The sequence below is a fragment of the Microcoleus sp. B3-A4 genome (assembly GCF_036705385.1).
Taxonomy (GTDB): Bacteria; Cyanobacteriota; Cyanobacteriia; order Cyanobacteriales; family Microcoleaceae; genus Microcoleus.
The window spans coordinates 21,724-39,451 of record NZ_JAUBUI010000008.1; the positions used below are offsets into that span (position 1 = coordinate 21,724).

The 17,728-nt window shown below is 44.5% G+C and carries 5 protein-coding genes; 1 reads left to right on the forward strand and 4 read right to left on the reverse strand.

Annotated features, from left to right (window positions below):
- Positions 1-164: 164 nt before the first annotated feature.
- From QUB33_RS06345 to QUB33_RS06360, 4 genes are all read right to left on the reverse strand, one after another.
- Complete coding sequence (locus QUB33_RS06345) at positions 165-5,183, reverse strand: PAS domain S-box protein (protein ID WP_333348656.1); 5,019 nt, start codon at positions 5,181-5,183, stop codon at positions 165-167.
- Between the two features lie 1,059 nt (positions 5,184-6,242).
- On the reverse strand, positions 6,243-7,448 hold the full coding sequence (locus tag QUB33_RS06350) for a hybrid sensor histidine kinase/response regulator (RefSeq protein ID WP_333348658.1): 1,206 nt from the start codon (positions 7,446-7,448) through the stop codon (positions 6,243-6,245).
- A 263-nt stretch (positions 7,449-7,711) separates the two neighbouring features.
- The gene (locus tag QUB33_RS06355) at positions 7,712-14,206 is read right to left on the reverse strand and encodes a PAS domain S-box protein (protein WP_333348660.1); all 6,495 of its coding nucleotides are present in this window, start codon (positions 14,204-14,206) and stop codon (positions 7,712-7,714) included.
- Positions 14,207-14,583: 377 nt separating this feature from the next.
- Positions 14,584-14,715, reverse strand: a complete 132-nt coding sequence (locus tag QUB33_RS06360) for a hypothetical protein (protein WP_333348662.1) — start codon at positions 14,713-14,715, stop codon at positions 14,584-14,586.
- 261 nt (positions 14,716-14,976) lie between these two features.
- Between QUB33_RS06360 and ppsA the strand changes: the two genes are divergently transcribed.
- On the forward strand, positions 14,977-17,454 hold the full coding sequence (gene ppsA / locus QUB33_RS06365; RefSeq protein ID WP_333348664.1) for a phosphoenolpyruvate synthase: 2,478 nt from the start codon (positions 14,977-14,979) through the stop codon (positions 17,452-17,454).
- Positions 17,455-17,728 lie beyond the last annotated feature (274 nt).

Genomic DNA, 17,728 nt, shown 5'->3' on the forward strand with positions numbered 1-17,728 from the left:
ATGTTGCACCCTTCTCAATTACTTGTTTAGCAACAGGCAAGATGCCTGTTCCACAATAAAATTCACTCTTTGTGGAACAGGCATCTTGCCTGTCATTGAGAATGGTGCAAGATGTGAGATATTACTCATTTTCGCTTCCCAATTTCCAATTACCAATTGCTAATTTATTGCCCCAAATTTGACTTCGTACCAGTTAAATTCGGCCGCACTGGAATTTCAATCAAAAACTCCGCTCCCTCTCCCGGTGTGGAAATACAGCTCAATCTGCCGCCGTGGCGATCGACGATAATCGAGTGAGAAATCGACAATCCCAAACCCGTACCTTTGCCCACAGGTTTAGTCGTGAAAAACGGGTCAAACAGCCTCGATCGCACTGACTCCGGTATCCCCCGCCCGTTATCCGCAATGGATACCGCTACGAAGCCGGCAGCCGCCTGATAGCTGCGAATCGCGATCGTGCTGGGATGTCGATCGCACTCCTCGATCGGACGCTGCTTATCCCGTTCTTCCAAAGCATCAATCGCATTAATTAAAATATTCATAAACACCTGATTCAACTCGCCAGGAAAACATTCAATTTGTGGCAATATTTGGTAATCTTTAACTATCTGAATTTCTCCATGACTGCTGTGAGATTTTAATCGGTTTTGCAAAATCATCAAAGTGCTATCAATTCCCTCGTGAATGTTAACCGACTTCCCTGCGGACTCGTCCAATCGGGAAAAATTACGCAGCGATTTCACTATCTCGACAATTCGCTCGGTTCCTACTTGCATCGAATTAAACAATTTCGGGAAATCCTCAGCAATATAATCCAAGTCTATTTCCTCAATCTTCTGCAAGACTTGGGCTGGAGGATTAGGACAGTAATGCTGGTAAAATTTAATCAATTCCAGCAAATCTAAAGTGTAATTGCGAGCCGGATTGAGATTGCCGTGAATAAAGCTAACAGGGTTATTAATTTCGTGAGCAACACCAGCAACTAACTGACCCAAACTCACCATTTTTTCATTTTGAACGAGCTGAGCTTGAGTCGTTCTGAGTTTGTTAATAGCTGCTTCTAACTCTAGCGCTTTTGAACGTTCTCGCGCTTCCGATTCCTGCAAAGCTGACTCGGCTTGTTTGCGATCGGCAATTTCACTTTGTGCTTGCTCAAACAGCATTGATTGCTGGATCGCGATCGCCAACTGCACGCTAATTTGTTTGAGACACTCGACCTCAATTTCCAGCCAGTGGCGGGGACCAGCGCACTCGTGAGCAATCAATAGCCCCCACAACTTCTCGCCTTGCAAAACTGGCACTACCAAATTAGCCCGCACCTGAAATTGACTTAATAAATTAATGTAGCACTCGGAAAGATCAGCTTGGTAAATATCATCGACCGCTACAGCACGACCGTGTTCGTAAGCAGAAGCATAGCTGTCTTCAAAGCAGGAATCGTTAATAGTTATTCCCTGAATAGCCAGCCAATTTTTGCCCACTGACTCGACATTTACAAAACCGCTCCAATCGGGATTAAACTGATAAATAACTGTCCGGTCTGTTTGTAAAAATTGCCGTACTTCAGCAACAGTTTTTGTCAAAATTTCTTCTAAATTGAGAGAAGAGCGAATGCGTTCCAGCATTCCTACTACCAGGCGTTCTCGCTTTAATTGCTGGCGCAAGATAGCCTCGGCAAGTTTGCGAGTGCTAATATCTTCAATCACACCAATTACATAGCTAGGTCCCCCAAACCCATCCCGCACTAAAGATACAGTCATATTAGCCCAAACAAATGAACCGTCTTTGCGAATAAAGCGTTTTTCAAGGGAATAATTAAAAATTTCCCCAGCTAACAGTCTGTCACGCGACTCGACATCGGCTGCTACATCTTCGGGGTGAGAAATATCCCCAACATTTCGTGATTTCAGCTCCAATTCTGAGTATCCGACAATATTGCAAAACCCTTGATTTGCCTTCAAAAATTGACCGTCTGGCCACACTTTCACAATACCGATCGCCGCTTGTTCAAATACAGCTCGAAATCGCTGTTCACTTTCTTGCAAAGCAGTTTCGGCTTTTTTGCGATGGGTAATGTCCATTGCCGTGCCAAACAGCCTCACCACCTGACCCAACTCATTTTTAACAGATTGTCCTTTAGCGTTAACGTGCCTGATTTCTCCTGATGGAACATAGATGCGGTGGTCGATGTCGTAAGCTGTCCCTTCTGTCACTGCCTTTTGCACAACTTGTGAAAACCTTTCTTTGTCATCGGGATGAATTTGCTCTAAAAGTTCTTCCATTGTGGGCGGCCGATTCAATTCTCGGCCGTAAACTCGAAACAGTTCTTCCGACCAAGTAATAATTCCTGTCTCCCTATCGGATTCCCAATTGCCGATGCGGGCTATTTTTTGCGCTGCTTGCAACTGTTCGGCAAGTTGTTGCAGAGATGCGATCAACTGCGTTTTTTCGGCTTCTGCTGCAACGCGGGCGCTGATATCTTTATGAGTGCCTGTTATTCGCAACGGCGCACCCCATTCGTCGTACTCGACTACCTTGCCCATAGCCAGAATCCACTGCCAATTGCCCGCTTTGTTGAGCATCCGAAATTCAAATTCATAGATATCAGTCTCACCTTCCAAATAGGAATTTAAACATTCCATTACCTTTACTCGATCTTCTGGATGCAGCAAACTTTCCCAACCTTTGAGGTTATTTTCAATTTCGGTTTCTGCATAGCCTAGCATTGATTTCCAATAAAAGTCGAAATAAGTTTCGCCAGTAGCTATATTCCAATCCCACAGCCCCAAAGAGCTGCCTGAAACCGCCAACAGCAATCGCTCTTGACTGAGTTTTAATGCCGATTCGGTGCGTTTTATTTCTGTGAGGTCGGCAATTATGGCTATCATTCCTATCGGTTGACTAGCGCTATCTTTAATGCAGTTAGCTCGCAAGAAAGTTTCTCTAATGTCGCCATTTTTACTCTTAATTTCTATTTCATTTTCCCAGGAAAAACCTTTCCGCATCACCCTAAATAACTTTCTCAAATCTTGAGATTTGGGGTACATTACTGCTGGGCCGCCAGCATTATTGAGTTCCTCAACTGTATAGCCGTAGCGCTGAATAAATGCTTGATTGTGATAAACGGAATAACCGTCCAAATCTGCGATCGCGATCGCATCACTAGCGCTGTCTACAGCTTGAGTTACCAGGCACAGAGTCAGTTCGGCTTGTTTGCGATCGGTAATATCAAAAATCGCTCTGTCGAGCCACAAAACTAGCCCTTCTAGATTGTAAGTTGGTCTACCTCTTTCCGACATCCACCGCACCGTGCCGTCAGCGCAAACAATCCGGTATTCTAGATTATACGGCTGTTTCGACTCTACTGCTGCGCTGATTTGTCGATCGACCATTTCCTTGTCTGCCTCATGGATAATGCTAGTAAAACTCCAGCAGTTCTTGCCGATAAAATCCTCAGCAGGATAACCACTAATTCCCTCAATTTCATCGCTAATAAATACCATCGTCTCATCAGCATCATACAAGCTGCGGCAGATAGCGCCGGGGATATTCTCAACGAGCGAGCGAAATCTGGCTTCACTCTCCCGTAAAGCTGCTTCGGTATGTTTTAAATCAGTAATATCCAGCACCATGCCTTCCCAAACTATATCGCCTTCCTGCCCTATTTCTGTGGGAAAATTAACTCGTTCCGGTCTCGAAACCCCTTGCAACCACTTAATTTTTCCCGACGGGAAAATCGCGCGCCATTCCTGGTACCAAAGCTGCATATTTGCCGCAGAAACAGCAATTGATTCTTCAAATTTTTGGCGGTCGTCTGGATGAATACAACTAAAAAGTAGTTGGGGATTTTGCTGAATATTTTCTGGTTCCAATTCATATAAATCGCGGCTAGCCGAAGAAATATAAGGAAAACTTTTTTGGCCGTCGGTTGATAGGCGAAATTGATAAATTATTCCCGGCAAATTGGCAGTAAGTTGCCGCAGTCTAGCTTCGCTTTCTTGCTGGGCTAATTGTTTGCGCCTATCCTGAGTGATATCTCGAATTATCCCCACGAGAATTTTACTGCCATCGGTATTTTCAAAGACAGTTTTTTTAGTAGACACAATGTGCTTTGCACCGTTGGCGTCCGTAAATATTTCCTCACTCTCGTTTTCTTTACCCGTCCTAAACACTTGTTGGTCAGTATGCCAAAAAATCTCCGCTTCTTGTTTTGGGAAAAAGTCATAATCCGATTTGCCCAGCAGTTCCTCGCGCTGCTTCCCGATCAGCTTGCAAAAAGCATCATTTAACAGTATCCAACGGTGCTGTTCATCCTTGACAAAAAGTGGGTCTGCAACTGCATCAATCGTAGAATCCAAAAACTTTTTACTAGCTTCTAGTTCGGAAAGAGCTAAAATTTTATCTGTAATATCGTTGATAGTTCCTGTCGTCCCCTGCGCCTCTCCGTTCCCGCCCAAAATAAAAAACTCTTGCACTTCCACCCACCGAATTTCGCCATGTTTGGTAACATATCGACTTTGATAACAACAGGGTGCTTCTTGATTGGGTCTCCGATCTCTAAACAAATTTAAATAGCGGTATTGATCCTCAGAATGAATGTAACTCAAACAGGAAGTTCCTAAGCTTTCATCAACGGTAAATCCGGTAATTTCCGTCCAAGCCGGATTGAGAAAAGTCCAATTGCCAGCAGTATTTGTTTCAAAAACGACTTCTTTGATATTGCCAACAACCTGCTGGTATTTTTCTTGACTTTTTTGCCATTCTGCTTGCCGTTGCTGGCGGGCGATCGCGCACCTGAGCGTCCGCACCAGCAGCCGGCTGTCTACCTGTCTTTTCACCAAATAATCTTGGGCGCCGGCGGCAATTAACTCGACAGCCAGTTCTTCGTCATCGGCGGCTGTCAGAATGACGATCGGAATATTTATACCGCAATCTTGCAGTCGGAAAAAAGTATTAAATTTTAGGCTGTCAGGAAGTGAAAGATCTAATAAAATTACATCAAAAATTTTATCGCTTAAAATTTCTATCGCTTCCCGGAGGCGAACTACATTGGTGACATCAATTGATAGTCCTAGTTGGCCCTCAGACAGCAGTTCTTGAATGAGTTCTGCATCTTCTGCACAGTCTTCTACTAAAAGAATTTTTAAACCAGGCGTTAAAGTTGACTCAAACACAGATGTCATACCATTTTATATTTTAGATTTGAGATTGGAGATTTGGAATGACTGATGACTATCGCGGTTTGGTTCTTGCGTACAGTGGCATTTTTTTTACTGGTATCCTTTTGCTATTTTTTAGTAATTATAAAATCTCAGCAGCGGATGCAGCTACCTAACTCATGATTGGGGAACTTGAACCGCAGCCTTTAGAGTGCGCTGTGTGCTTGCAGACCGCGCAGATTTATTTGTAGAATTGAGTTGTTCGCTGCAAGTTTTCCGCCTCGCCCCAAACCTAGTGGCCCAAAACTATCATAAAAAAACTTCGGTAAGTGGGAAACGAGCGCGGCTTGAGCCCGCTCGTGGAAAACGGCGCGGCGATTTCAATCGCCTTGAATCCCCTTGCGGGGTTGGAGAGGGAATTTAATCAACCTCTCCAGTGAGGTATGGTTGCCTCAATCTCCCTTTCGGGGTAAAGTTCGCTTCGCCAATGTTATAAAGGCTTGTCACGCTTACAGCACTGTTTCAGGGACTTTAAAACTGTTTAACTGTAAACAACAGAGCGGAAAACTAGCGTCGCATTCTCCGGTGTTATGACCTAAATAACGTAGTCAGTTAAGACTTAGGCTGGTCAGTACAGCTTGCGAGAGCTCTCTCTTACAAGCTCAGTGGCTTTAGCCCTGAGTTACTGACACTCTTACCAATATTGCAACTCAACTCTATTTTAATTTACAACCTTTGGCAGGGAAATAGCAAGAGGCAAGTCAAAATAGCGCCGAGTAATCAAGATTTGCATTGCTGATAGCCTTTGAAACTTTAGATTTTAAATAGCCGTTTAAAGCTTGCCTAAAGTTGCATTATTTTTTCAAAATGGTATAACTACTAAGCTACGAGAATTACCGTTGATTTACAAGATATGCTCGCTCGATTGTGTCCGGTTAATTGCCCGCAATTAGCGCCTGTTTGTATTGAGCAATGCAAGTCCTCTCTTGAGCGAGTAACCAAGACTGGCATTCCTTGCTACCCACCTAATTACCAACTTAATTACAGTTGTCTAACGGACACAATTTAACTCGGTTGAGTCGCTCAATCTTTCTGAGGTTTGGGCAGCACAACTGTAAACACGCTGCCTTGACCGACATTGCTGCTAATAGCAATCTCACCGTTAAAAGGTTTTAAAAGTTCGATACAAGTATAAAGTCCTAGACCAGTTCCTGTCGGTTCCCCTTCGGTTTTTTCCTCGCCTTTAGGTGGCTTGGAGGTGTAAAAAGGGTCAAAAAGTTTTGGCAAATCTTCAGAGGATATGCCGCATCCCGTATCTGCAATATCCATGTATATGTTCGACTCGTCTTGCCGAGTCACGATAGTTATTTCTCTGCTTTTCTTTTCCCACATAGCATCCATTGCATTATTGATTAAATTATAAAATACTTGAGAAAGATAAGAATAAATTAATGGAATACTGGCAATTTCTTCGTCATAAAAGTATTTTTTTCTAATCTTATTTTTAAAATACAGGTTGCCTTCCAATAGCTGAATTTCTCGCTGCACTAAATCGTTGATATTCACCGGGTGCAAATCTTGCTTTTGCTCGTTTCGGCTTTTCATCATCAGAGTATCCATGATCTGATTGATTTTTGTGACAGCTTGAAATATATACTTAGTATAATTAAACAGAGAGTCTTCTTGAATTTGTGTGGCTTTTGTTTCAATCAAATCGACGCTAGTCTGGATCACTTGCAGGGGACTTTTGAGGTTGTGAACCATTCCCTGGGTCAAACGTCCGATGATGGCTGTTTTTTCCTGGTTTATTAATTGCTTGGTTTTTTGTTCAACAAGTCTTTCCAGGTTTTGGTTGAGGTGGGCAAGTTCGAGGTTTTTTTCTTCGAGTTTTTTCTGCAAGCTGCGGATTGTCAAGTGGGTTTGAATCCGGCTCAAAACTTCTTCGTGCTGGAAAGGCTTAGTGATGTAGTCAACGGCTCCTGTCTGAAAGCCTTTTACTTTATCAGGCGTATCGGAAAGGGCGCTCATGAATATGATGGGAATATCTTGCGTTGACGGGTCTGCTTTCAAACGCCGGCAAGTTTCAAAACCGTCAATTCCTGGCATCATGATATCCAACAGAATCAAATCTGGATGGATGTAGTCAATTTGCTCGATCGCACTTTCGCCGTCTAGAGCCACTAATACTTTAAACCCGTAATTCCTTAACAACTCGAAAAGTACGTCCAGATTTGTTTGGTTATCATCGACAATTAGTATGATGCTTCTTTCGGAATTCTTATCGTTCATATTCAAGGGAAAAATTCAAATTTTTGATTTTTGAGTTATGGGTTATGAGGTTAAATCGGATTCAATGAATTTTTGGCGGCTCTAGAAACCCGGTTGCTTCCTAGATGCTTCTCTTTGCAATAACCCTTTGAGGAGCCGGCTGCGAGTCCGGGCCGCCCAAGCAAATTAAGTCGCTTCGCGGGAGGGCAGAGCCCCTGATTGAGAATGGTACTCAGGGCGCAAGATTTAACTGATTTTGAGTTGTCTGTTAGCTACTGTCAATTTTAGGACAAATGTTGCTTCAAAAAATCTCGAATTTGCTTGAGCTGAAATCCTTTAGCAAGTTGGCGCAGGTGATGAACGAAAGGCACTAATGTCGCGTCAGAATGTTCGAGTTTAGCAGTTTCTTCCAGAATAGCTTCAATATCGCCCATTGCAGCCAATCTTAACAATGCCAAGACTGACTCTGAGGTAGGAGACACCATCGTTGAGTCAGCAGCAGCAATCTCAGAAGATGCTTTTGCAGTTTGATCGCTCCGCTTTTTGCTTTGTGCTCTTTCTTCGTAAACCCATTCTAGTCTCAAATGCAGCCGCAATAATTCTAAAAGGTCGTTAGTTTGAATCGGCTTAGTGAGAAAATTATCGCAACCTGCAAGTATGCTCTCTTGCTTGGTAGTCTCGTAAACGTTAGCGGACAAAGCAAGGATAACCGTATCTTTTAATTCCGGCAACTGTCGCAGCCGCCTGGTAGCTTCCCAACCGTTCATTACGGGCATCAGCAAATCCATTAAAATTATATCCGGTAGAAATTCCTGTGCTTTGTGCAAGCAGTCTTCGCCGTCTGTAGCTTCTGCAATTTCAAAGCCTAAATGAAAAAGCAGCCTGTGCAACATGGCGCGATTTACTTCGTGATCGTCCACTATTAGCACTTTCCGCTGGGAGCCGATAAAACCTACAAGCCGCCTTTTTTGTTGCCGGGAGGGGAGTTCCAAACAGTGGGCGACTGCTGGCAAGTCTAGATCCAACCAAAATATGCTGCCTTGGCCGGGGGTACTTTGGACGCGAATTTGGCTGCCCATCATTTTGACTAATTTTTGGCTGATGGAAAGTCCCAGTCCAGTACCTTCGACGAAATTGTTATGATCGCCCACTTGATGAAAAGGCAAAAATATTTCTTCTAATTTATTCTGCCCGATGCCAATGCCGGTATCTTCGATTTGAAAGCGAATTTTAGGGGTAGGGGCACGATCGCCGGTATTGTCTGCTGTTATCACCTCGCGCGCTTCTTTTGTTCCCAGCGGCGGGAGCGGCATTTGCTGCGCGTCTAAATTCGCGGTCAAATCGATCCATTGAGTGCCAATTTCCGCTGCCAAATTAGAAGTTTCGCAGTTGGTTTGAGGATAATTATCGGGGAAATTTTCTGCATAACCGACTTTGAATGTAACGCTGCCACTGTTCGTAAACTTAACAGCATTGCTGAGCAAATTAATCAAAACTTGACGCAACCTTTTTTCGTCTGCCAAAATGCCGTCGGGAAGCGCTGAAACCTGCTCGTAATTAAAGGCAATTCCTTTTTGAGCAGAGCGCATTTTGAACAAATCAATAATACTTTTAACAAAACTGGAAAAATGCACGTTTGTCAGCGACAGATCCATTTTACTAGCTTCGATTTTTGAGAGGTCTAAAACATCATTAATCAGCATCAGCAGGTGATTGCCGCACTGGTGAATGTTGTTAAGACTTTCCTGCTGATCTGCGGTTAAGTTTTTATCGACTTTGAGCAGTTGAATGTATCCCAAAATCCCGTTCAAAGGCGTCCGCAATTCGTGGCTCATGTTGGCGAGAAAGTCGCTTTTAGCGCGGTTGGCGGATTCGGCGGCTTCTTTAGCTAATTGCAGGGCGGCTTCTGCAAGTTTGCGATCGGCAATTTCGGTTTGTGCTTGTTCAAATAGCACCGATTGCTGAATGGCGATCGCCAACTGCACCCCCAATTGTTTTAGGCACTCTCCCTCCAATTGCTGCCAGGGACGCGGGCCCGTGCAGTGGTGGGCAATTAACAGCCCCCACAAGTTTTCGCCTTGCAAAATCGGCACTACCAGATTCGCTCTCACATCGAGCCGAGTCAACAAAGCCAAGTGGCAGTCGGCCAGGCCGGCATTATAAACATCTTCTATGGCTCTAATTCTGCCGTCTCGGTAAAGACTAACGTAGGCTTCCCCAAAACAGGGGTCATAAATTTCCATTCCTACAATTGCTAGGAAATTTTCGGCAACCGACTCGACAGCGATAAATCCGCTCCCATCCGGATTGAATTGGTAAATAATAGTGCGATCTACTTGCAAAAAATGCCGCACTTCTTCGACACTTTTGGTAAGAATTTCTTCGAGATTGAGAGAAGATCTAATGCGTTCCAGCATGGCTACGGCTAACTGTTCGCGCTTTAACTTTTGGCGCAAAATTAGTTCTGATTCTTTGCGTTTTGTGATATCGGTAATTACTGCAATTAAGCCGATATAATTCCCATTAATATCTTGAATATTGTCGGCTCGCACCAGAGCAGTAACTGCTTCGTAGCTCTTAGTTTGCAGCGCCACTTCACCACACCAAGAGCGACCTTGGCGAAGGCTTTTATAGATTTGTTTGTAATTTTTATGCCGGACGTAAAGCGCCGCCATATCGCCAATATCATTGAGTTCTTCCACCGTGTAGCCGTAGCGCTGAATGAAGGCTTGATTGTGGTAAATAGATCGCCCTTTCAAGTCGGCGATTACGATCGCGTCGCTGGTACTTTCGACGGCTTGAGTGACCCGCAGTAAAGCTAATTCTGCTGCTTTGCGATGGCTGATATCCGTCATCGAACCCACCATCCGCAGAGGGTTTCCGGCTTCGTCCCACACTGCTTGAGCGCGGGCGAGCACCCACTTATAGCTACCGTCTTTGCACTGCAAGCGGTATTCGGCGGCGTAATGGGGGGTTTGGCGATCGAGATAACCTTGGATCGCTGCTTGCACTCGTGAGCGATCGTCTGGATGGATGCGATCGATCCATGCGGTGTTGGTGTTTTCGATTTCGCCGTCTGTGTAACCGATAATTTCTTGCCAGCGGGCGGATCGAAAAGCTTCATTTGTTTGAAGATTCAGATCCCAAATTCCGTCTTGATTGCCTTTGAGAACTAACTGCCAGCGTTCTTCACTTTTACGCAATTCTTCTTCGGCTTGTTTGCGCTGAATATGATCGCCCAACTGAGTCGCTACAGCCTTGACCAACTCTACTATACGCGGTTCCATAATCGAGCGATCGCGCTTGCAGAATATTAAAACTGCCAGCACCTTTGATCTAGCGTGAATTGGCACTCCGAAACAAGCTTTCAATCCGACTGATGCCGCCATTTGCGATCGGGCAAAAAGATGATTTTTGGCTAGAGAAATATCTTCAATCCATTCTACCTTTCTGGTTGACCAAATCCGTCCAGGTACTGCCACTCCGGCGGCGAATCTAATTTTTTTACTTTCGCGCCCGAACCTATCTAAATCGCTATGGCTAGCGTACCAAGTTTCGCTGTGTTCCAAAAAAGTACCGTTAGCAGTCGGTATCCAAGCTTCCGCAAAATTCCAGCCGATCGCATTGCACAGCAACCGCAGGATATGTGGGAGGGCGCTGTGAAAATCTGCCGACTGACTAATGGCTTGAGTTGCTGCCAGCAACAGCTTTATTTCATCTTCTGCTTGCTTGCTTTCTGTAATATCAGTTCCCGTGCCGAGAATTTGTTTTAACTTACCATCTGCTGTTTTTGCAAATACAGTATCTCGGCTGACAATCCAGCGCCAAAAACCATCCTTGTGCCTAATTCTATATTCAATTTCAAAGATATCCCCTTCCGCACCGGTTTCGACTTGCTGTAAATAATCAGGTATTTTGATTGCATCTTCCGGGTGCATTAAAGTTGACATCATCCACGGCCCGATTGCCTGAATCTCTTCTACTGTATAGCCTAGTATGTGGTATATAGAAGCGTTCGCATAGATATTTTTTTGTTCTATTAAGTCATAAACATACAACATATTAGGACTTGCCCCAGCAATTTGTTGAGCGAACCGCTGGCTTTCTCGCAGTGCTGCTTCTGTTTTTTTTCTTTGGGAAATATCGCGAACAATGCAAATGATTTCCCCGTCGGGCAGCATTGTCAGCGAGACATCTATAGGGACTTCCGATCGGTCACGACGGCATCCTACTGCTTCGGTGCTGTAAGAACCTTTCTGCACTAAAGTCGGCAGGACTTCTTGCTCGAACCTTTGCAGCTCTGCACCTTGGTAGAATGTTTTCCAACTTTTACCTAAGATTTCTTCGAGAGAGTCGTAACCGTAGATTTTTACTCGGGCTGCGTTGCAATAAATCACCTCTTTGTCGGCACTGAATATGGCGATACCTTCGGAAGCTTGGGCCATGGCTGCTGCTTGCCTCTGGAGGACTGACTCAGAGCGTTTGCGTTGAGTGATATCGCGGACGATCGCGATAATTTCGTCCTCCGTGCAGAAGACAATTCTCGCTTCAAAATCGTACAGTTCACCATTAACTGGCATTTGATATTCTACGAATTGAATCTCGCCATTGTCGATCGCTTGTTGATTGCCGGACAAGATTTTCTCAGCAAAAGCAGCCGGTAATATGTCTTGTGCTTTTTTGCCGATTAGTGCTTTTTGTGGTAGGATATTGTCGAAATCTTTGGCAGGTTTGAAGTCTACAAAAGTGCCGTCTGCCCGACAGCGAAATATCATGTCTGGTATCGCATTTAAAAGAGCGCGGTTGGTGGCTTCGCTCTTACGCAATTCAGCTTCAGCTTGCTTGCTAAACGTAACGTCGCGAGCCACTGCATAAATCAAACCTTCTTCTGCAAACGGCGATGCTGTCCACGACAGCCATTTATAAGTACCATCTTGGCAAAGATAGCGGTTTTCTAAGCTAATAACAGGGTGGCTTTTTTTAAGTTTTTCTAATTCCGCTACAGTAAATTCTAGGTCTTCTGGATGGACGAATTCTATCAAAGGTTTGGCTAAGATTTCATTACTGCTATAACCTAATAAATTCGACCAAGCGGGGTTTATGCGTTTGAAATAGCCATCAAAACCTGCAATGCAAAGTAAATCCAGGGAGAGATTAAAAAATCGATCGCGGTCTTGCTGGGTTTGTTTTAATTCGGTAACATCCATTACCAAACCGTCCCAAACTATATCGCCGTTGGCTTGCTTTTCAGGCTTCGACGCGCCTTGCAGCCATTTCACTCGATCTCCCATAACTTGCCGCCACTGGTGTTGCCAAGCTTGCTGAGTTGCCGCTGAAGTTGCGATCGATCGCTGCAAGTCTGGGATGTCATCTGGATGGACTGTTGCAAAAGCCAAAGTGGCATTTTCTTCTATTTCTTCTGGTTTTAAATTGTATATCTGCCAACTGCCGGAAGAAACGTAAGTAAAAGATGTTTTACCATCTACATAAAGCCGATATTGATAAATCATTCCCGGCACGTTGTCGGTCATTATTTGAAATCGAGCTTCGCTTTCCTGCAACGCAATTTGCTGGCGTTTGTATTCGGTCACATCTCGCATTGTTCCGACCAACATTTTACGACCATCGGCGTTGTTAAAAACTGTTTTTTTGGTAGATATAATGCGTTCTTTGCCGCCGCTATCGGTAAAATTTTCTTCTGTTTCCTGAGAAAGACTTCTTTGCAATACTTGCTCGTCTTGTTGCCAAAAAAAAGCCGCTTGTGCTGGGGGTAAAAAATCGTATCCTGATTGGCCAATCAGTTCCGATCGCCTTTTTCCTATCAAATTGCAAAAAGCATCGTTTAATACGATCCATTTGTGCTGCTCATCTTTAACAAAAATCGGGTCAGGAGTAGAATTAATCGTGTGATTTAAAAACTCTTCTGATGCTTTTAATTGAGCTTCGTAACGGTAGCGATCGCTCACATCCAACACTACTTTAATCAGGTGGTCGATCGAGCCGTCGAGGGCGCGAATACAGCGCATGGAAACTCTAGTATAAACTGTTTTTCCGTCTTTTTTTCGCCACCTTTGGTCTAAAACATAGCCTTCACTCTCCCCTGCAAAAATTTTATTTAATTGCTCTAAGGTAGGCGGCACATCTTCAGGAAAAACCCACCTATCCCAATTCTCGTGCAAAAAATCTTGGCGATCGTATCCCAGCAAATTGCACAAAGCATCGTTCACTTCCAACCACTCGCATTTTTCTGGGGCTGAGGGGGAAATAGGAGGAGCCAGAATGGCAATTCCGACGAGAGAATTCTCGACTACCGATCGATATTTTTCTTCGCTTTTTCGCAAAGCTTCTTGGTTGTGCTGTCGCTCAACTGCGTAGCGAAGCGATCTAATTAACACTTCGCTGTCGATTTTTCGCTTGACTAAATAATCTTGAGCTCCCGCTTGGATTGACTGCACGGCAAGCTCTTCATCGTTGCGGGCAGTCAGTACGACAATCGGAGTATTTAGGCTATATTCTTGTATTTTGACAATTGTATTTAAGTCTTGGCTGTCGGGCAGCGAAAGATCTAGTAAAATCACATCAAAATGTTCGCTGACCAAAAGTTTCTGCGCTTTGCTGAGACGGTCTGTACAAGCTACTGATAGCTTTTGGGGTTCGGCTCTACTGACATTTGTTTCTAATAATAATTCTTCGATCAGATCGGCTTCTGCTTGATTGTCTTCGACCAGAAGAACTTTAAAGCCGTTTCGCTTTGCGGGGGGGCTCAAAACTGATATCATATACCTTGTTCTTTGTCATAAAGCAGTCGAGCTAACTATTATAGCATATAAATAATTCCCTCGCTCCAAATCCCGCCGCTCCAAGTTAAAAACTCTGCGGTTCAATAATTACAATCCACTCTATGCGACTGTTTTTTGGCTCTAAGTAGATCCACGCAATCAGAGTCCAAAATTTTACGGTTTTTAGGATCTCGGTTTCAGCAAAAAACTAAGCTGCTGGGTGTTGTGTTTTTTTGGGCTAGCACCCCGGTCAGTCGATTTTAGATTTTAGATTTTAGATTTAGTCCACAGATGAATCGGGGAAGTTGAACTAGAATCTAAAATTTTGGGTGACTCACGGCTCCTGTGGGAAAGTAAGTATCCGTTTTTGGGCGGAGTCAGCCGATCGCGCGATCGAACTCCATCCTTTGTTGTCTTTCAATTCCGCTAGCAACACCATCCGAGCGATATCCCCGCACCAATGAGCGCTCAACGCCAAAAAAGCGGTGGGAACTATCTTCGCTATTCATATTTTTACCAGTTCTTTTATGATACCTTACATAAACTCATTACTGCGGTTTCTTTACTTTTTGCAATCAAATAAAAAATCTCCACAGGCCTTGCTATTTAACAAAAAAGTGATAATCTTGAAATAGAGGCAATCGAATACTCGGTTGATACAGCCTAGGAAAAAATCAGAGAATTTTGGCAACAAAATTACAATTAAAAATAAACAGTCTTTTTTTTCTGTTCTGGGACAGAACTGAGATGAAGTTGAGAGGTAAAAAGCAATGCTCGACAATTTAGCAATTGAACAAAAACCCGGTTTAATTCCCAAAGAAAAAGCCTTAGTATTGTTGTTTGATGAAGTCGGCATCGCCGACATCCCATTAGTAGGCGGTAAAAATGCTTCTTTGGGCGAAATGATTCAACAGTTAACCGCCCAAGGAGTCAGAGTTCCCAACGGATTTGCAACTACAGCACACGCTTATCGGTACTTCATCCAGTCAGCGGGTTTAGAAGCTAAATTGCGCGAAATTTTTGCCGATTTAGACGTAGAAGATCTGCAGAACCTGCGACAAAAGGGCAAGCAAGCGCGGGCACTGATTCTCGACACACCATTTCCGCGAGAACTCCAAGCGGCGATCGCGGATGCTTACGAAAAATTGTGCGATCGCTACGGCGACAGTACAGACGTAGCAGTACGTTCCTCCGCCACCGCCGAAGACTTACCAGACGCCAGTTTCGCGGGACAGCAAGAAACCTACCTCAACGTCCAAGCTTGCGCTGGCGTCCTCGAATGCTGTCACAAATGCTTTGCTTCCATATTCACCGATCGCGCGATTTCCTACCGCCAACAGCGGGGTTTCGACCACTTTGAAGTCGCCCTATCAGTCGGTGTCCAAAAAATGGTGCGATCTGACTTAGCATCCTCCGGCGTCATGTTCAGCATCGACACCGAAACCGGATTCAAAAACGCCGTATTAGTCACCGCCGCCTACGGATTAGGCGAAAACGTCGTCCAAGGTACCGTCAACCCCGACGAATACTTCGTCTTTAAACCAACATTAAAACAAGGTTTTCTGCCGATTTTAGACAAAAGACTCGGCAGCAAAACACTCAAAATGGTGTACGATATCGGCGGTTCTAAATACACCAAAAATGTCTCCGTCATAGCAGCCGAAAAAAATAAATTTGCCATACAAGATGATGAAATTCTGCAACTAGCAAAATGGGCCGTATTGATCGAAGAACACTACTCTAAAGTGCGCGGAACTTATACCCCGATGGACATTGAGTGGGCAAAAGACGGCAATACGGGCGAATTGTTTATTGTCCAAGCGCGACCCGAAACAGTACAATCTCAAAAATCGGCTAAAATTTTGCGAAACTACAAATTGCAAGGCACCAGTGCAGTTTTAGCAAAAGGACGCGCCGTTGGCGAATCAATCGGACAAGGCAAAGCCCGCGTGATTTTAGATGTTCACAGAATTGCTGAATTTCAAGCAGGAGAAGTTTTAGTTACCAACAAAACAGACCCGGATTGGGAACCGATTATGAAAAAAGCAAGTGCGATCGTCACCAATTCCGGCGGCCGCACTTGTCACGCCGCGATCATCGCCCGAGAAATGGGAATTCCCGCCATTGTCGGCACCGGCGATGCCACCCAAATCTTGAAAAACCATCAAGAAATCACTGTTTCTTGTTCGGAAGGAGACGAAGGCAAAGTTTATGCTGGTTTGCTTCCTTTTGAAATTCAAGAAACTGCGATCGAGAATTTACCCCGCACCCGCACTCAAATTTTAATGAATGTCGGGAACCCAGAAGAAGCCTTTGGTTTATCAGCAATTCCTTGCGACGGCGTAGGCTTAGCGCGGCTAGAATTCATCATAGCCAATCACATTAAAGCACACCCGCTGGCACTGATTCACTTTGACGAATTGGTGGATGAATCAGTCAAGGAAGAAATTGCAGAACTCACAGCACTTTACCCACACAAACCCGATTTCTTCACCGACAAACTAGCCCACGGAATTGCCACAATTGCCGCCGCATTTTATCCAAATCCAGTTATCGTGCGGATGAGCGATTTCAAGAGCAACGAATATGCTAATCTTTTAGGAGGGCGGCAGTTTGAACCCAAGGAAGAAAACCCGATGCTGGGGTGGCGCGGCGCCTCTCGCTATTACGACCCAAATTACCGCGAAGCTTACGCTTTGGAATGCAAAGCATTGAAGCGAGTTCGCGACGAAATGGGCTTGACAAATGTGATTCCGATGATTCCATTTTGTCGCACCCCGGATGAAGGGCGAAAAGTGTTAGCCGAGATGGCAAAACACGGTTTAGTTAAAGGCGAGAACGGCTTGCAAGTGTATGTGATGTGCGAACTGCCGAGCAATGTCATATTTGCTGACGAATTTGCCCAAGTTTTTGACGGATTCTCGATCGGCTCTAACGATTTAACTCAGCTAACATTAGGATTAGACCGGGATTCTGCTTTAGTCGCGCACATCTTTGACGAACGGAATGAAGCTGTCAAGCGAATGGTAGAAATTGCCATTAAAGCCGCTAAGAAGTACAATCGCAAAATTGGGATTTGCGGTCAAGCGCCCAGCGATTATCCTGAGTTTGCTCGTTTCTTGGTTGAGTTGGGAATTGATTCGATTAGTTTGAATCCCGATTCGGTTTTGAAGACTTTGTTAGATGTTGCTAAGGTGGAAGGTGCGGGTTCGTTGATGGATTTAGCAGGGGATGTTGCTAAGGTTTAACCGTTTTGGTTTTTGAGAGCAACGGGGTTTCTCAAACAATAGCTGCCCCATGTTCTGACTTGGTTGTTTTTGAACTCGACCCGGTTTCTCATATCTAGTCCTGTAAAATAACCGATTTTGCGTTTGTAGTGATGAATCCAAGTCCTCTGATTTTTATCAGGACTTGGATTCATCACTACAAACCTATTTGATTGCGGGTAATTGACTGAACATAATATCGCACCCTACCTGGGCTTCTGGCTTTGTTGGGCCCGGGCGATGCCCTTTACGAAGA

What these genes read in the sequence shown, in the direction of transcription:
- QUB33_RS06345 (WP_333348656.1), bottom strand. Translation starts at nt 5,183, where the DNA reads ATGACATCTGTGTTTGAGTCAACTTTAACGCCTGGTTTAAAAATTCTT.
- QUB33_RS06350 (WP_333348658.1), bottom strand. Translation starts at nt 7,448, where the DNA reads ATGAACGATAAGAATTCCGAAAGAAGCATCATACTAATTGTCGATGAT.
- QUB33_RS06355 (WP_333348660.1), bottom strand. Translation starts at nt 14,206, where the DNA reads ATGATATCAGTTTTGAGCCCCCCCGCAAAGCGAAACGGCTTTAAAGTT.
- QUB33_RS06360 (WP_333348662.1), bottom strand. Translation starts at nt 14,715, where the DNA reads ATGAATAGCGAAGATAGTTCCCACCGCTTTTTTGGCGTTGAGCGCTCA.
- ppsA (WP_333348664.1), top strand. Translation starts at nt 14,977, where the DNA reads ATGCTCGACAATTTAGCAATTGAACAAAAACCCGGTTTAATTCCCAAA.